Genomic DNA, 15,204 nt, shown 5'->3' on the forward strand with positions numbered 1-15,204 from the left:
GCCGCCGCGATCTGGCACAACCACAAGACCGGCCAGCCGATCACACGATCCCTCATCGCCTACGACCACTGATCACATCGGAATGACTCGTCTAGGAAAGGGAGAGTTCGCGCACGGTCGCCATGTCGCTGAAGGGCAGGAGTTCCTCGCCGACGATCTGGTGGGGCTCGCTGCCCTTCCCCGCGATCAGGACCGTGTCCTGGGGGCCCGCGGAGCCGAGGGCGAAGGCGATGGCCTCGCGGCGGTCGGTGAAGCGGTGGAACGGCGTGCCGGTCGACGCGAGGCCCGGGGCGATCTGGTCCAGGATGGCCTGCGGGTCCTCGTGGCGGGGGTTGTCCGAGGTCAGAACGCAGAGGTCGGAGTGGGTCCCGGCGATCCGCCCCATGTCGGCGCGCTTGGTGGTGTCCCGGTCGCCGCCGCACCCGAAGACGGTGACGACCCGGCCACGGGCGAAGCCGCGGATGGCGGTCAGGACCTTCTCCAGCGAGTCCGGCGAGTGGGCGTAGTCCACGATCACCGACGTGCCGAGCGGCGTCCGGAAGCGTTCGAACCGCCCCGGGACCGGGGGCATCTGCGCGAGAGCGGCGACCAGCGGACCCAGCTCGTGCCCCAGGACATGGCAGGCCGCCACCGTGGCCAGCGCGTTCGCCACCGAGAACCGGCCCGGCACCGGGACCGTCGCCGGATACGCGCGGCCGTCGTGGTGGAGCGTGAAACGGGTACCGGAGGCGTCCATGTCGAGGCCGGTGGCCCGGTAGTCCGCCGGGGCGTCGAGGGCGTACGTGGTCACCGAGCCCGGCATCATCGTCCGGATTCCGGCCCCCACCGGGTCGTCGGCGTTCACCACCGCCCGCTCGCACAGGCCCTGGAACAGCCGGAGCTTGGCGTCCCGGTAGGACGCCATCGTCCCGTGGTCGTCCAGATGGTCCTGCGTCAGGTTGGTGAAGACCCCGACGTCGATGAAGGTACGGTCCACCCGGTGCGTCAGCAGCGCCATCGACGTGGCCTCCAGCACCACGCTCCCGGCCCCGTGGTCACGCATGTACCCCAGCAGGTACTGGAGGTCCGGCGACTCCGGCGTGGTCAGTACCGACCTCGGCATCGGGATCGGCTCGTCGCCGATCCGGCTGCCCGCCGTACCGATGACCCCCACCTTCGCGCCCTCGGCGATCCGCAGCGCCGACTCGACCATGTACGAGACCGATGTCTTGCCGTTGGTACCCGTGACGGCCACCATGTCCATCTGCCGCCCCGGCTCGCCGAAGTAGCGGGAGGTCACGACCGCCGCCGCCGTGCGGGTGTCCGGCACCCGCACCACGCAGGCACCCGGCGGCCACACCGACGCGGCGACGGCGGGCTCCCGGCCGTCGACGAGCACGGCGGCGGCGCCGCGGGCCAGCGCGGGTGACACGGAGCCCGGCCCGCCCTCCCGGTGGCCGGGCACCGCGATGAACAGCGAGCCGGGCACCACCCGGTCGGTGTCGAAGACCGTCCCCGCGGTGATCGGGGTCCTGGTGGGGTCACCCTGGAGGACGTGGTGCTCCTGTCCGGCCAGCAGGTCGCTCAGCTTCACGATGATCCCTTCGAAGTGGCCCGGCCCGTGGTGCGGCCGTGGCCGGGCGGCAGCCCGACGGCACGCCGGAAACTGCGGTGATGCGGTGACGAGGTGGAGCGGAGGGCGGAGTACGTCCGCGGCGGAAGGGAGCCCGCGCCGGGCGGGGGGAGCGCGAGTGCGGGACCCGGCCCGAGGCCCGGCCGCGAGGGGAGCGCCGGTGGTCCGCTAGCCGTGGCCGTGCAGGGCGACACGGCGCGTCCCGGGCGCCATGGCCTCGGCCCCGGCCGCCGGGCCGGTACCGCCGGCGGCTCCGCACAGCCCGGAGGTGGCCTCGCGGCGCTCCCTCACGGCATGTGTGCGGCTCATGGGCCGAGTGTACGGCCGGTCGGGGCCCCTCCCGCCCACCCCGGCCGCCGCCGGCGCCCCGTACCGGAACCGGCCACACCGCGTACGGTCACCCGGCGGCCCGGCCCCGGGCACCCGGGGCCGGTGCCCGCACCGGTGCGCGGGGACGGCTGGTGCGGAGCGAGGGAAACCGGCTCGTACGAATCCGGCCACCGCAGGGCCTACCGTGGCGGAGGATGTGCCCCCTACGGTCTGCACAGCACAGCACCGTTTTCTGGATCGGGAGGCAGCGTGACACGGGAGATCGACACCGGCGAACTGGTGGCGGCGATGAGGACGGTCGACGAGGTGGGCCGGCTCTTCGCGGAGGCGCTCGCCGTCCACCGGGCCCGCGGCCTCAAACGCTCCGCCGACGACTTCAAGGTGGCGGGCGGCGCCGTCCAGACGCTCCAGGGCGCCGAGGAGATGGCCGAGGGCGCCCGCACGTACCTCACCCAGCTCGCGCTCGTCGTGGGCTTCGCCACCGCCGGATTCGAGGACGTCGCCGCCCGGAAACTGGTACTGGCCCGCAGGGGCTTCATCGGCATGGGCGGCGGCGCCCGGATGGCCCGCCCGCTGCTCGACCCGACCCTCCGGGGGCTCCGGCTCCTGCTCACCCTCGACCTCTTCGAACCCGAGTTCAGGGCGGACGTCGAAGAGGTGCTGCACGCGCCGCGGGCGACCTACCCCGACCCCGCGATGTTCCGGATCAGGCCGTCCGGCGAGGCCGTCCCGGCCGCCAGCCCCGCGTCCTGACACCACCCCGCGTCCCGACACCGCCGGGCCCCGGGAGCCGCCCCGGGCCCGGCGCCGGGCTCAACCGCAGCAGCCGCCCTGGCGCAGGGCGGAGCCCACGGCCGACCAGTACTGCGCACTGCCCAGCCGCGCCGACCGGGCCGCCACCGGGGCGAAGGCCGCGACCAGGTCGGACTGGTACAGCACCCGCCCGCCCCGCACGACGGCACTCGTGCGGACCATCGAGGCGAAGTCGGTGAACGGATCGCCGTCGACGAAGGTGAGATCGGCGATCTTCCCCTCCTCCACCGTGCCGAGATCACGGTCGGCGCCGAAGACCCGCGCCGGCAGCACGGTCGCCGTCCGCAGCGCCTCGGCGGGCGAGAACCCGTGCTGGTGCAACGCCCGTAGTGCCAGGTGCAGGTGGAGCCCGACCGGGACCAGCGGCTGGTCCGTCCCCAGCGCCACGACCCCGCCGCCGTCCAGGACCCGCCGGTAGACACCCACCTCCCGGGCCAGCGTCGCCCGCTGCGCCGCGCTCGGCGGGCGCGCCGCCCGCTCCCGCAACGGCGCCACGTCCCACGGCGGCATCAGCGCACCCACCCGCACGTCCCCGGCGAGCCCGGGATCGTCCCCGACCAGCGGCGCCGCGGTGAACGGCGTGGCGACGAGGTGGAACCCGGTCCGCGCGTAGAGCCCGATCACGTCCTGGTACGCGAAGCCGTTCGCGGTCGTGGCCCGCCCGTACTCCTGCCGCTGCGTGGCCTGCAGATGCGTGGTCAGGTCCTGCCCGGCCGCCACCCCCGGCGTGCACAAGTGGCTCCCGCACGGCACACCCAGCCGGTCGTGGGCGAAGCGGGCCGCCTGCGCCATCATCCAGCCCGGCGCCCGTACGTACGTCTTGACGAAGTCCCACTCCAGCGCCACGCCCCGCCCCAGGGAGCGCTCCAGCCCCTCCGGGGTGCGGTGCGCGCGGCCCATGCTGTACGCCACCCGGCCGCCGTCGAGGAGTTCGCCCGTGGTCAGCAGCCTGGGGCCGGTCATCTCCCCGGAGGCCACCGCCTCGCGCATCCGCGCCTGTTCGTACGCGGAACCGCCCATGCTGACCGCGGTCGTGATGCCGTAGGCGAGTTGCAGCGCGCTCTGCCGGCCGCCGTAGGTGGAGGTGTACGGGTGCACGTGCGCGTCCCACAGGCCGGGCACGACGGTCTGCTCCGAGGCGTCGATCCGGCGGCCCGACCGGGCCGGGCCGCCCGCCCGGTGCGGGGCGACGGAGACCACCCGGCCCCCGCGCACCGTGATGTCCACGTCCTCCCGGACCGGCCCGCCCGTGCCGTCCCACAGCCGTCCGGCGTGCACCACGGCATCGGCGCCCGGCCGTGACCGGTAGCTCAGCGGGACCGGCACCGTACGGGGGCCCTCCGTGACCGCGCCGTCCCCGCTCACGGAGACCGTCCGCAGCAGGCCGTCGCAGAGGTAGAGCAGCCGACGGGAGTCCGCCGACCAGGAAGGGTGGTCGGCGGCCTCCCCGGTCAGCTGCCGGGGCTCGCCGTCCGGGGCGCCGTCGGGCCGTACGGGCAGCAGCCACAGGGCGGACTCGGCGACGTAGGCGAAGTGCCGGCCGTCGGGGGACCAGACGGGCCCGCAGCCGTACCGGTCGGAGATCGAGGTGTGCGGGGCGACGGAGTACAGCCGGTCCGAGCCGTCGTCGGCGCCGACGATCCGGACGAGGTTGTACCCCTCGCGAAAGCGCAGGCTCAGCCGTCCCCGGTCGCAGAAGGCCAGGTACCTGCCGTCCGGCGACCAGCTGGGCGCGCCCGGCAGCCCGCCGCCGCCCATCGCCGTGACCAGCACCCGCTCGGTCCCCCGGACCGGGTCCACGACCAGCAGCCGGCCGGCCAGGTCCAGGCAGGCCAGGCGCCGGCCGTCGGGGGAGGGCGCGGGGAACACCCGGCCCCCCTCCGCCAGCACCTCCTCCGCCCCGGTCGCCAGCTCCCGGCGCCGGACCGCGAAGAGCCCGTCACGGTCGTCCGCGTACAGCAGGGACCGGCCGTCCGCACTCCACCGAGGCCCCTGCGGGTAGTGGGTCGGGGCGGCCCGTACGACCCGGCGCGGCGCGCCGCCGCCGGAGGTGGGGGCGGTCCAGAGCCCGCCGAGCGCGCCGAACGCGACACTGCGGCCGTCCGGTGACAGCGACGGCAGGTGGACACCGCGCACCGGCCGTGGACCGGTCGGCTGCCGGTCGCGGGCCGCGGGCCGCCGCCGGGGCGGCGGCGCGGGCAGGGTCGCCGTGAACGGGACGCGCCGTACGGTCCGGCCCGTGCCGGCGTGCACGGTCCGGAAGCCGCCGTCGACGGTGAGCAGCAGGGAGTCCTCCCCCACCCAGCGCGGCGGCGCGGGCGCGATGTCCCCGGTCACCGGGACGGTGCGGCCGTCCACGACGAGCGTGCAGCCGGCGGCGGGCGCCGGGGTGGTCCGCAGGTACGCGAGCCGGCCGCGCGCGGAGAGCGCCGGGGTCAGTACGGAGCCGCCCGCCTCGGCGGTGTGGACGACCGTGACCGGTCCCGGGCCGGGACGGCCGGGGCCGGGCACCTCCACCGAGGCGATCACCCGGGCGTCGAGGGTGCCCGCCGCCGTCGCCCTGCCGCGGACGAAGACGACCCGGGTGCCGTCGGACGACCAGACCGGGTCGAAGTCCTCCCAGCCGCCCTGTTCCGTCCCGCCCGCTCCTTCCGGCTCCTCTGCTCTCCCTGGTCCCTCCGGTTCCTTCGGTCCCTCTGCTTCCCCTGCTTCCTTCGGTCCCTTCGTCTTCCGCGCCGGGTCCGGGGAGCCGGTCAGCCGGGTCAGCCGGCCGTCGGCCGTGTCCGCCACCCAGATCCGGTACGCGCCGCCCCTCACCGGGTCGCCGTCGCGCTCGGAGCAGAAGGCGAGCCGGGTCCCGTCGGGCGACCAGGCCGGGGCCCGGTCGTCCCAGGGGCCGTGGGTCAGCTGCCGCAGCCGCGAGCCGTCGGCCGCGAGGGTCCAGAGGTGGAAGCCGCCGTCGCGGTAGGCGCACACCGCGAGCCGGGAGCCGTCGGGGGAGTGGACCGGTCGGCACGGTTCCAGGTCCGGCCGGGTCAGGGCGACGGCCTCGCCGCCGTCGTCCGGCACCGCCCACAGGACCCCTTGCACCTCGGCGACGAGCGGGCCGCCGCCGGGCGGCGGCAGTGTCGCGGCCCCGTTGGTCGCCTCGGTCAGACGCAGTCCCGGCGGTCCGGCCGGGGCGCGGGCCGCCGAGGTGCCCGCGTGGGCGGCGCCCGCGCAGACCGTTCCCGCCGTGGCCGCTCCCAGGAACCCCCGGCGGGAGAGGGGCCACGGGCGGTCGGCGGATGTGGTGTCGGCGACTGGGCGCATGGCGGGGCCTCCGGGACGGGGTGACGGCGTCCCGGCCAGCATGGCCGTGCGTGCCGCCGTCCCGGCCCGCCGGTCGCCCGTACGGGTCAAGAACGAACGTTTCGCCCACACCCGGCCGGCCCAGTGGGTCACGCCGGTGTGCCGGGCCTCAGGCGGCGCGGCGCCCGGGGCGCCTGCGGTGCGCGGGGACCGGGCCGGTGAGCGTCGGCGGGGCGTGGCGGCGTCCGGTGCCGGGCACGGGACGCAGGTGTTCCGGCAAGGGTGCCCGCCGGTGCGCGGGCTCGGGGGTGCGCGGGCCGAAGATGTGCTCCTCGTAGCGGCCGAGGGCCAGGACGGCGCAGAGGAGAAGGGGCGGCACCAGGATCACGATGAAGATCACGGCGGTTCCTTCGGCGGAGAGTTCGGTCCTCACGGAGGTTGGGTCCTCGCGCGTCTTCCCCGGATCGACGCGCGTACGTCAGGGGCGGGTGTGTCAGGGGCGGGTGCCCGTGGTGGTGGGCGCCCCCGGTGTCCGCCCGCCGACGCGGGGCCGGGCCGGGAGGCTGCCACTGGATGGCCCGTACGGGTGAACGGGTGAACGGGTGGGGTCGTGCGGTCGGCGCGACCGCACCGTCAGAGCGCGTCCTTGGCCTTCTTCAGCCGGTCGCCCGCCTTCGCCGCCAACTCCTGCGCCTTGCCGCTCATCCGCTCGGCGCCGCCTTCGGCCCGCATGCGCCGGTCGTCCGTCGCGCGGCCCACGGTCTCCTTGAGTCCGCCCTTGACCTGCTTGGCCTTCGCCTTCGCCTTGCTCATGACGAGGGGAGTCCTTTCCGGAGGGGGGAGTTGCTGCATCCTCACCATGCGCCCGCAGGGGAGCGCGTGCAATCGGCCACGGGTCACCCCAGCTCAGCGGGGGTGACCAGCCGTACCGCCGGCCCGCCGCCCGCCCGCCCGGCCACGCCCGCCGACCCGCCCGCCGACCCGCCCGCCGGTCCAGCGGCCGGGCCCCGGGCCGCGCGCCCCCGGGGCCCGGCCGGATCGGACCGGGAGCGGCCCTGGGCCGGTCCGCACCGGCACCACGGGCCTCACCGGCCGGGGGTGTGCCGTGGTTTCCGGCCCATCTCCGCGCCGGACGGCCGGGGCACCAGGCGGAATCGGCAGCGTTTACCGGAGCGGACACCCGTACGGAATCCTCCGCGGCACCGCTCTGCGCGGATCTGCCCCGGATTACCGTGCCGTAACCCGGCACCCGGGGGGCGGCCGGCAAGCCGGATTCCGGCCCGCGTCAGCTCGTCCTGTACGCACCGTCGTCGCACGGCCATCCTTGGCGGCCATGGGCCGGTCCTGGACGATTGCGCTGCCGGTGACCACCCGCCGAATCGACGACGGGTGCCGGTAACCGAAGGGAGTCTCGGTGAACGAGGAAATCGAGCAGGTCGAGGAGATGGAACTTCCCGAGTTCGCACTGATGGTCGACCTCCCCGACTAGGTCCTGTCGTCGAAGTGATGCCGGTAAGGCCCGCGGCGTCCGGTGCCGCGCATCGCAAGGCGGAGGGGCGCCCGTAGTACTGGACGTACGTGGGCGCTCCGACAACACGGCGAGGTGCGGTGCCGGGCGTCGCGGGCCAGGCATCACTTCGACGACAGGACCTGGTACCGACGGCGCATCAGCATTCCGTGCGGCGGGCCGGACCGGCCCGCCGCACGCCCCTGCCCAGAAGTGGAGGAAGGACAGCATGCGCATCGAGCCGGACGCACAGGAAGCCGTCGACGACCGGAACGAGCTCCTCCACCGCATGCGCCGCGTGCTCGACCGGGCGGACCTGAGGCCCCCGCCGGGCAACGGCCTCCACCACCCGGCCGCCGTGGAGGCGGTCCACACGGTCCAGCGCGAACTGCGCTCCGGCCCGCTGCGCCCCGACCGCCACCGGACCCTCGCCGCGACGCTCGCGGAGGTGCCGCAGCCGGTCTTCGGACCGGCCGCCCCGCACGGCCACCTCGGCCGCAGCGTGGCCCGCGCCCTGCGCTCGCTCCCCGCCCGCGAGAGCCCGGCCGGCCGGCCGGTCACCGTGGAGGCCGCCCACTGGCTCGCGCCCGAGCGGGAGGTGCTGGCGGAGGCCGTCGGCCTGCTGGGCCGGGTCTGGCCCGCGAGCGCCGCCGAGATCCGGGAGACGGTCGTCGAGGTCGCCCTGCTGGACGGCGCCGCGATCGACGGGTTCACGGACTTCACCGTCCACGGCGCCGTCCTCGTCAACCGCAGGCGCCTGACGACGGGTGCCGACGGACTCCCGGCGCCCGTCCGGTGTGCCGAGGCCCTGGTGCACGAGGGCGCGCACACCCGCTGCAACGCCGCCGCCTCGGCCGACCCCTTCCTGCTGCCCGGCCCGAACGGCCCGAACGGCCCGAACGGCCCGAACGGCCCGGACACCCCGGCCGGTACGGCCGGACCGGCCACGGCCCGCCGGGGCGAACTGCTGGTCGCCACCCCGCTGCGGGCCGACCCCCGGCCGCTGTCCGGACTCTTCCAGCAGACCGTGGTCCTCGCGCGCAGCGTGCTCCTCTACCGGCGGCTCGACGGCACGCACCCGGCCGTCGACGCCCGCCACCGGCGCCTGGTGACCTCGGCCCACCAGGCCGTGACCACCTTGACCACCCACGCCGACGCCCTGACCGCGCGCGGCCACCGGGTGCTCGCCCAGTGCGCCACCGTCCTCGGGGGCGCCGCGTGACCTCATGGACACCTCAGGTGTTCACCCCGTACCCGGACCACCCCGGCGTGCTCATGGCCCGGGTCGCCGCCCGCTCCACCGCCTTCGCGGGGACCAGCGCGGCGGGCGGGGCCCCGGTGATCGTGGGCAGCGCGGCCGGACACGACCGGGGCCAGGTCACCACCGGCGCGCGCGGGGAACTCCTGGAACGGCTGGGGAACGTGATGGCGGGCCGGGAGGCCGAGAGCGCCTCCGAGGCCGTCGGAACCCTCGGTGAACTGCGCGCCCGGGGGCTCCCCACCCTCGACCCCGCACCCGCACTGCCCGGACCCGGAGCCGGGCCTGGAGCCGAGGTCCGCCCCGATGCCCGCAGGCTCTGGGTGCGCGGCCGGACCGTCCAGGGCTCCGAGGTGTTCGTCCCGGCCGGAGCGGCCTTCCTCCACCACCGCCCCCCGCCCGGCTGCGACCCCGTGCCGTCCGCCGGCTCCACCGGCGTCGCCGCCCACCCCGACCTCGCGCGGGCCGCGCGCCACGCGGCCTGGGAGGTGCTCGAACGGGACCTCGTACGGCGCAGCTGGTACGGGCTCGCGGACCGGGGCCCACAGCTGATCGCGGACGCGGAACTGCCGCCGCCGCTGGCCGCGCTGGTCCGCGACGAGGAGCTGGCCGCCACCGCGTTCGCCGTCCCCGCCCCGGCCGGGACCGCCTGCGCCGTCGTCTGCCTGCACCGGCCGGACGGCACGGGCCAGGCGTTCGGCGCCCGCTGCGGACCGGCGGACACCGTCCCCGCCCTGGTGGAGAAGGCGGCCTACGAGGCGCTCATGGTGCGGTGGAGCATGGGGACGCGGGTCGCCCGCACCACCTGGGACCAGTGGCGGGGCTCCGGCCCGCCCGCCACCGCCGTCCAGCACGCCCTCTGGGCCCACCACGTGCAGGACAGCCTCACGCTGTGGGACGTACGGCCCCCCGCGCCCGAGACCCCCGCCGGCGCGGGCGACGGCCGCCGCCGCGGCGCCGTCCCCGTACGCACCGACCCGCTGCGCGTCCTGGCCGAACACACCGGCCGGGACGTGGTCCTCGTCGAGACCACCGCGGCGGCCGTCCGCGAGGCCGGGGTCCGGGTGGTCCGCGTCCTCGCCCCGGGAGCCCTGCCACTGCCGCCCGCCGCCGCCCCCGGCCACCCGCACCCCTTCGGATAGGAGCCGAACACCATGAGCACCGACCGCCCGGACCACGGGCCCGGCTACGCCACCGAGTTCGCCGAGGACTACGACCGCTGGTTCGGGAAGCCGGTCGTCAGCGGCCCGACGATCGACGCCCTCGCCTCCCTCGCGGGCGAAGGCCCCGTACTCGAACTCGGCATCGGCACCGGCCGGATCGCCGTGCCGCTGCGCGGACGCGGCATCGACGTCCACGGCGTCGACGGCTCCGAGGCGATGGTCCGGCGCCTGCACGCCAAACCCGGGGGAGCGGACATCCCCGTGACGATGGGCGACTTCGCGGACGTCCCGGTCACCGGGAGCTTCAGTCTGGTCTTCCTCGCGGGCGGCACCTTCTTCGAGCTGCCGGACCAGGCGAGCCAGGTCCGCTGCTTCACCAACGTGGCCGAACGCCTCGCGCCCGGCGGCGTCTTCGTCTTCGACGCCCACGTGCCCGAGGCCCTCGTGGCCGCGACGGCGGGCGGCCCGGAAGTCGTCAAGGAGGGCGGCGACCACCTCGTCCTGTGCTACCGGCGGTTCGACCCCTCGGCCCAGCGCTACCGCTCGCACTACATCATCCACGAGGACGGCCGGACCCGGCACATGCACGTCGAGTTCCGCTACGCGGGCTGCGGCGAACTCGACCTGATGGCGGACCGGGCCGGGCTGCGGCTCAAGGAACGCTGGGGCAGCTGGGCGGGAGCGCCCTTCGCCCGCGACAGCGCCTACCACGTCTCCGTCTACGAACGCCGCTGACCGCCCGCCACCGAGGGAGCGCCGCATGCCCCAGCGCCAGAGCCGTGCACCCCACGCGGACCAGGACCAGGACCAGGACCGGTGCCAGGACCCGGACCCGGAACCGGACCGCCGCGAAGGCCCGGACCAGGGCCAGGACCGGAGCCACGGCCGCGGCCGGGCCGACGGCCCCGCGTCCTTCCCCTTCCCCCACCGGGACGGGCTCGGCCCCGTCCCCGAGTTCGCCGAGCTGCGCCGTGACGACCCCGTCGTCCGGGTGCGGCTGCCCAGCGGCGACAGCGCGTGGCTCGTCACCCGGCACGCGGACGTCCGCCGGGTCCTGGCCGACCCCCGCTTCAGCCGCTCCCGGGCCACCCGTGGCGACGGCCCCCGGATCAACCGCACGACGACGCTGCCCGACTCGATCCTCGCCGCCGACCCGCCCGAACACTCCCGCCTGCGCAGGCTCGTCGCGCCCGCGCTCACCGTACGGCGGGCCGAGGCGATGCGACGTGACATCGCGCTGCTCACCGACGACCTGCTGACCCGCCTGGAAGGCCAGGAACGCCCCGCCGACCTGGTCCGGCACTTCACCCGGCCCCTGCCCCTCACCGTCATCTGCGACCTGCTGGGCACCCCCCGGGTGGACGGGGAACTGCTCGACGGCTGGAACGACGCGCTCCGCAGCCTCACCGCGGTGCCGGACGCCGAGGTGATGACGGCCGTGGACGAGATGACCGCCTACCTCGTCCGTCTCGTCGCCGCCAAACGCGCCCACCCCGCGGACGACATGCTCAGCGTCCTCGTCGCGGCCCGCGACCAGGACGACCGGCTGAGCGAGGACGAACTCATCTCGTTCTGCCTCGTCCTGCTCGCCGGAGGCTACGGAACCACCTCGAACCGGCTGGCCGGCCTGGTCCACCTCCTGCTGGAACAGCCCTCGCGCTACGGGCAGCTGAGCCGGGACCCCGGCCTGATCCCCGGCGCCGTCGAGGAACTCCTGCGGTACATGCAGGCCACGGTGGGCGCCAACATGCGGGTGGCCACCGAGGACGTGGTCCTGAGCGGGGTCACCGTCCCGAAGGGCGACGCGGTGCTCGCGCTCACCGCGTCGGCCAACCACGACGAGGACGTCTACCCCGAACCCGGCCTCCTCGACCTCACCCGGGCCGTACCCGGCCACCTCGCCTTCGGGCACGGCGCCCACTTCTGCGTCGGGGCCCAGCTGGCCCGGGTCCAGCTCCAGGAGGCCCTGGCCGGTCTCGTCCGGCGGATGCCGCGGCTCCACGCGGCGGGGACGCCCCGGTGGGCGGCCGGCCAGGTCACCAGGGCCCCGCGCGACCTGCCCGTGGGGTGGTGAGCGCGGACGCCCCGGCGCACCGGCCCCGGACCCGCCGCCCGGCCGTGCGCGGGCCGTGTGCGCCGCCCCCCGGCAGACTCCCCGCCCGCCCCGCTCACGGGTGGCGTTCGAGGTAGATGCTGGTGAAGACGGCCACCTTGGCGCGCAGCACCCAGGGGTCGAAGGGTTTGCCGATGTAGTCGACGGCGCCCGCCGCGTACCCCCGGGCGGAGTGCTCCGGGTCCGCCCCCATCGCCGTCAGGAAGATGATCGGCACGTCACGGGTACGGGGCCGGCGCTTGATGTGCGCGGCGGTCTCGTACCCGTCCATGTCGGGCATCTGCACGTCCATGATGATGACGGCGAAGTCGTCGTGGTCCAGGAGCGCCTTGAGCGCCTCCCGCCCGGAGGAGACCGCGACGAGTTCCTGGTCCAGCGACGACAGCACCGCGGTCATGGCCAGCAGGTTGTCGGCCAGGTCGTCCACGACGAGGACCCGGGGCATGCCCCGCTCCCGCCGGGCCGCCGCCCCGGGCAGGACGGCGGCCCGTTCCGCCCGGTCCGCCCGCTCTCCCCGCTCGACCGTCTCCAGCTGGCGTTCGAGCAGTGCGCACCGTTGCTCCGCGTCGTCACGCCGTTCGCGCGCGGCGAGCAGCTCCGCGGAGAATCGGGCGACGTCCCCCCGCAGGCTGTCGCGTTCGCGCAACAGCTCCGAGACGTCCGGGCGGGCCGCCGCGAGCAGGTCCGCCCGCGCCCGCTCCGCGTTCCAGGCGGCCTCCAGCTCACCGAGGCGCACTTCGAGACCGGCGATGCGGTGCTGACGGTCCAGCAGGGCGTCGCCCAGCAGGTCCCCGCGCACGGTGGAACGCCGCGAGACCCGGTCGGCATCGGCGAGCTGCTGCTCCAGCACCTCGACGGCGTGTTTGGGCGCGCCGCCCGTGGCGAGCGCCGCGCGGTGCAGACCCCGTACGAGCTCCATGGCCTCGGCGGTGGCGGCCGTACCGCGGTGCTCGGCGAGGTCGGTGAAGAGGTCCGTCACCACCTCCCACGGCGGCAGGCGCGTGCCGCTCAGGTAGCGGGAGAAGGTCCCGGGGTCGCGCATCCGCCGGGCCGAGTACCTCCGTACCGACACCTCCAGCCCGTCGAACAGCTCCCGTAACGCCTGCGCCAGGGCCCGCGACTCCCGGGTCAGATCCGGTGCGAGCGGCCTGAGTTCACCCATGCCCGCCTCCCGTGCCCGTGCCGGCCGCCGGGTTCCCGCCGGGACCCGGGTCCGGGGCGGGGCCGGGGGCGATCAGCCGGTCGAAGAACGGCACGCCGAGCCCGGCGGCGGCCAGGCCGCACAGCACACCGCGGGCGGTCCCCTCTCCCGCCAGCGTGGTCAGCACGCCCGCTCCCGCCCCGGCCAGGGTGGCGAGCAGGAACACCAGGGTCGCGCGGAGCGACAGCAAGGAACGGTCCGTCCCCTCGTTGTCCATCCCATCCTCCTCCATCCGTCCGGCCCTCCGCCGGGCCGCCCCGCCGGACGGCGGGACCCGGCCGCGAAGGGCGACCCACAGGATGGAACGCCGGGGGCCCGTTGCGCTCGCCAACCCGAAGACCGGCAACGTTGACACGCGTTGCGGACCGGCCCGGCGCCCGCGCAACACTCCCGAGGGCCCCTCCCCGGCCGGTTCCCCGGCGGCCGTCACCCCCGCGGGAGGCGCGTCAGGGGCATCCAGTCGCGGGACTCCCGCCGGATCAGCTCCTCGCAGTGGACGCGCAGCGGGCGGGGCCACCGGTCCCGCCAGGCCTGCCAGGCCCGGATGTGCAAGGTCATCAGGAGGAGCGCGGCGAGCGCGGCGCTGCCCAGCGCCGCCGCCAGCAAGCCGACCACCTTCTCGGTCGTCGAGTCGGGGCCGACACCGGGCCGGCCGAAGACCAACGGGGCCGTCAGCAGCCAGGAGTTGAGCGTGACCCACGCCGTGGCGATCACCCCCGCCGCCGACGGAACGCGCTCGGCGCGGTCGTCGCGCCGGGTGCGGTAGGCCGGCAGACAGTCGTGCAGCCGCTCCGCGTGGGCCGCGCAGGCGGCCTTGAAGGCGGGGTGGTCGACCAGCGACTTCACCGTGACGGGCCGCCCGGCGGACCACGCACCGCAGGCGAACCGCCACGCGACCAGGGTCAGGGGGTGCTCCGGAGGCACCGCGCCCTCCCCGCCGGACCGTACGAGCCCCTCGTCCGGGTCGAGCCGCACCAGCCCTGCCGCCACCAGCGACCGCAGGGCCGTCTCCGCGGCGTCGGCCTCCCGCACCCAGGTCCTCGCCCAGGCGCCGCGCCGCGCGTATCCGGGCCCGGTCAGCCACGCCGCGTGATAGACGTCCAGCGCGCCCGACGCGATCAGCCGCTCCGCCGCCCGCAGACCGGTCCGGCGGCTCCACAGGGCCACCCCGCCGACCCCCAGGTTCACGACCACCAGGACCACACCCGTGCTCAGCACGAGCCACACCACACCATCCATACGGACAGGATCGGAGCAGCCCCCCGGTCCTGACCAGACTCCGTCACCACGTCCGGGCGACCCGGCGTCCGGGCGGACTGCGGCAGGGCACCCCGGCCGAGGGCGGTCAGCGGCTCGGCAGGCCGGTGGCGGCGCGGTTCCACGGGGAGCGGGTGGCGCCGAAGCCGCTCTCGTGCGTCCAGACGTGGGCGCAGCCCGGGCACTGGAGATGGAGCAGGCTCCCGCTGTGGGAGAGCAGGTAACGCCAGTGCTCCGGGCACGTACGCCGCTGCGCGCACGGCGCGCACCCGGCGGCGTCGTCACAGTTCCCGCAGGCCACCCAGGCACGGCGCCCGGGGTCGGCCTGCGGGTCAAGCGGCAGCACGGCCGCCCCCGGGGAGCACACCGGCCGCGACCAGGTCGTCGTACAGGCGCTGCTGCGCCTCGTCGAGACCGGAGTACAGCAGGCCGTACGCGGCCTCCTCGCCGCGCAGCACCTCGACCGGGTCCCAGTCCTGGCCGAGGGCGGCCATCACCTGGGCGCGCCGGAGCACCTCGTGGGTGGTGAGGTCGACGGTGAAACCGGCCAGGGCGCGGTCGGCGGGGGGCGTGGGGTGGTGCGAGGTCATACAGGCAAACTTAGGTAAGCCTTCCCTTTCAGGTCAAGGAGGGGTGTGCGGTGTCACAGCGGGCCGGGC

At 75.8% G+C, this 15,204-nt stretch carries 15 protein-coding genes; 5 read left to right on the plus strand and 10 right to left on the minus strand.

What is annotated here, in order from left to right; genetic code table 11:
* Positions 1-91 precede the first annotated feature (91 nt).
* Together ACIA5F_RS29760 and ACIA5F_RS29765 are read right to left on the minus strand one after the other, a co-directional pair.
* Positions 92-1,573 carry a UDP-N-acetylmuramoyl-L-alanyl-D-glutamate--2,6-diaminopimelate ligase gene (locus ACIA5F_RS29760; RefSeq protein WP_399358343.1) on the minus strand — a complete coding sequence of 494 codons (1,482 nt, stop codon included), beginning with the start codon at positions 1,571-1,573 and terminating at the stop codon, positions 92-94.
* 207 nt (positions 1,574-1,780) lie between these two features.
* Positions 1,781-1,921 carry a hypothetical protein gene (locus tag ACIA5F_RS29765; protein ID WP_399358345.1) on the minus strand — a complete coding sequence of 47 codons (141 nt, stop codon included), beginning with the start codon at positions 1,919-1,921 and terminating at the stop codon, positions 1,781-1,783.
* 270 nt (positions 1,922-2,191) lie between these two features.
* On the opposite strand from ACIA5F_RS29765, the gene ACIA5F_RS29770 reads away from it, so the two are divergent.
* On the plus strand, positions 2,192-2,695 hold the full coding sequence (locus ACIA5F_RS29770) for a hypothetical protein (RefSeq protein ID WP_399358347.1): 504 nt from the start codon (positions 2,192-2,194) through the stop codon (positions 2,693-2,695).
* A 60-nt stretch (positions 2,696-2,755) separates the two neighbouring features.
* Here ACIA5F_RS29770 and ACIA5F_RS29775 read toward each other — a convergent pair whose 3' ends face one another.
* From ACIA5F_RS29775 to ACIA5F_RS29785, 3 genes are all read right to left on the minus strand, one after another.
* Positions 2,756-6,067: an amidohydrolase family protein gene (locus tag ACIA5F_RS29775; protein WP_399358349.1), complete on the minus strand. Its 3,312-nt coding sequence runs from the start codon at positions 6,065-6,067 to the stop codon at positions 2,756-2,758.
* A 148-nt stretch (positions 6,068-6,215) separates the two neighbouring features.
* Entirely contained in the window at positions 6,216-6,479 is a 264-nt protein-coding gene (locus ACIA5F_RS29780; RefSeq protein WP_399358351.1) for a hypothetical protein, read from the minus strand.
* A 200-nt stretch (positions 6,480-6,679) separates the two neighbouring features.
* A complete protein-coding gene (locus ACIA5F_RS29785; RefSeq protein WP_399358353.1) occupies positions 6,680-6,859 on the minus strand; it encodes a CsbD family protein in 180 nt (59 codons plus the stop codon).
* 923 nt (positions 6,860-7,782) lie between these two features.
* Here ACIA5F_RS29785 and ACIA5F_RS29790 point away from each other — a divergent pair.
* From ACIA5F_RS29790 to ACIA5F_RS29805, 4 genes are read left to right on the plus strand one after another with little or no spacing between them, the layout of a single operon-like run.
* Positions 7,783-8,775: an aKG-HExxH-type peptide beta-hydroxylase gene (locus tag ACIA5F_RS29790; protein WP_399358355.1), complete on the plus strand. Its 993-nt coding sequence runs from the start codon at positions 7,783-7,785 to the stop codon at positions 8,773-8,775.
* Positions 8,776-8,792: 17 nt separating this feature from the next.
* Entirely contained in the window at positions 8,793-9,953 is a 1,161-nt protein-coding gene (locus ACIA5F_RS29795) for a YcaO-like family protein (protein ID WP_399358357.1), read from the plus strand.
* Between the two features lie 12 nt (positions 9,954-9,965).
* Positions 9,966-10,709 (plus strand): class I SAM-dependent DNA methyltransferase, encoded by a 744-nt coding sequence (locus ACIA5F_RS29800; RefSeq protein ID WP_399358359.1) that lies wholly within the window; start codon positions 9,966-9,968, stop codon positions 10,707-10,709.
* Positions 10,710-10,734: 25 nt separating this feature from the next.
* Entirely contained in the window at positions 10,735-12,048 is a 1,314-nt protein-coding gene (locus tag ACIA5F_RS29805; protein ID WP_399358361.1) for a cytochrome P450, read from the plus strand.
* Between the two features lie 94 nt (positions 12,049-12,142).
* On the opposite strand, the gene ACIA5F_RS29810 is transcribed toward ACIA5F_RS29805, so the two are convergent.
* From ACIA5F_RS29810 to ACIA5F_RS29830, 5 genes are all read right to left on the minus strand, one after another.
* Complete coding sequence (locus ACIA5F_RS29810) at positions 12,143-13,249, minus strand: response regulator (protein ID WP_399358363.1); 1,107 nt, start codon at positions 13,247-13,249, stop codon at positions 12,143-12,145.
* Positions 13,242-13,505, minus strand: coding sequence for a hypothetical protein (locus ACIA5F_RS29815; RefSeq protein ID WP_399358365.1), 264 nt, complete (start codon positions 13,503-13,505; stop codon positions 13,242-13,244). The genes ACIA5F_RS29810 and ACIA5F_RS29815 overlap by 8 nt, the downstream gene beginning before the upstream one ends.
* 209 nt (positions 13,506-13,714) lie before the next feature.
* Positions 13,715-14,527, minus strand: a complete 813-nt coding sequence (locus ACIA5F_RS29820; protein ID WP_399358366.1) for a hypothetical protein — start codon at positions 14,525-14,527, stop codon at positions 13,715-13,717.
* Between the two features lie 106 nt (positions 14,528-14,633).
* Positions 14,634-14,891: a hypothetical protein gene (locus tag ACIA5F_RS29825; protein WP_399358368.1), complete on the minus strand. Its 258-nt coding sequence runs from the start codon at positions 14,889-14,891 to the stop codon at positions 14,634-14,636.
* Positions 14,878-15,135 (minus strand): DUF6400 family protein, encoded by a 258-nt coding sequence (locus ACIA5F_RS29830; protein ID WP_399358370.1) that lies wholly within the window; start codon positions 15,133-15,135, stop codon positions 14,878-14,880. The genes ACIA5F_RS29825 and ACIA5F_RS29830 overlap by 14 nt, the downstream gene beginning before the upstream one ends.
* Positions 15,136-15,204 lie beyond the last annotated feature (69 nt).

It is taken from the genome of Streptomyces sp. NPDC051567 (genome assembly GCF_044454165.1).
Lineage (GTDB): Bacteria > Actinomycetota > Actinomycetes > Streptomycetales > Streptomycetaceae > Streptomyces.

What these genes read in the sequence shown, in the direction of transcription:
- ACIA5F_RS29765 (WP_399358345.1), bottom strand. Translation starts at nt 1,921, where the DNA reads ATGAGCCGCACACATGCCGTGAGGGAGCGCCGCGAGGCCACCTCCGGG.
- ACIA5F_RS29775 (WP_399358349.1), bottom strand. Translation starts at nt 6,067, where the DNA reads ATGCGCCCAGTCGCCGACACCACATCCGCCGACCGCCCGTGGCCCCTC.
- ACIA5F_RS29785 (WP_399358353.1), bottom strand. Translation starts at nt 6,859, where the DNA reads ATGAGCAAGGCGAAGGCGAAGGCCAAGCAGGTCAAGGGCGGACTCAAG.
- ACIA5F_RS29790 (WP_399358355.1), top strand. Translation starts at nt 7,783, where the DNA reads ATGCGCATCGAGCCGGACGCACAGGAAGCCGTCGACGACCGGAACGAG.
- ACIA5F_RS29800 (WP_399358359.1), top strand. Translation starts at nt 9,966, where the DNA reads ATGAGCACCGACCGCCCGGACCACGGGCCCGGCTACGCCACCGAGTTC.
- ACIA5F_RS29805 (WP_399358361.1), top strand. Translation starts at nt 10,735, where the DNA reads ATGCCCCAGCGCCAGAGCCGTGCACCCCACGCGGACCAGGACCAGGAC.
- ACIA5F_RS29810 (WP_399358363.1), bottom strand. Translation starts at nt 13,249, where the DNA reads ATGGGTGAACTCAGGCCGCTCGCACCGGATCTGACCCGGGAGTCGCGG.
- ACIA5F_RS29815 (WP_399358365.1), bottom strand. Translation starts at nt 13,505, where the DNA reads ATGGACAACGAGGGGACGGACCGTTCCTTGCTGTCGCTCCGCGCGACC.
- ACIA5F_RS29820 (WP_399358366.1), bottom strand. Translation starts at nt 14,527, where the DNA reads ATGGATGGTGTGGTGTGGCTCGTGCTGAGCACGGGTGTGGTCCTGGTG.
- ACIA5F_RS29830 (WP_399358370.1), bottom strand. Translation starts at nt 15,135, where the DNA reads ATGACCTCGCACCACCCCACGCCCCCCGCCGACCGCGCCCTGGCCGGT.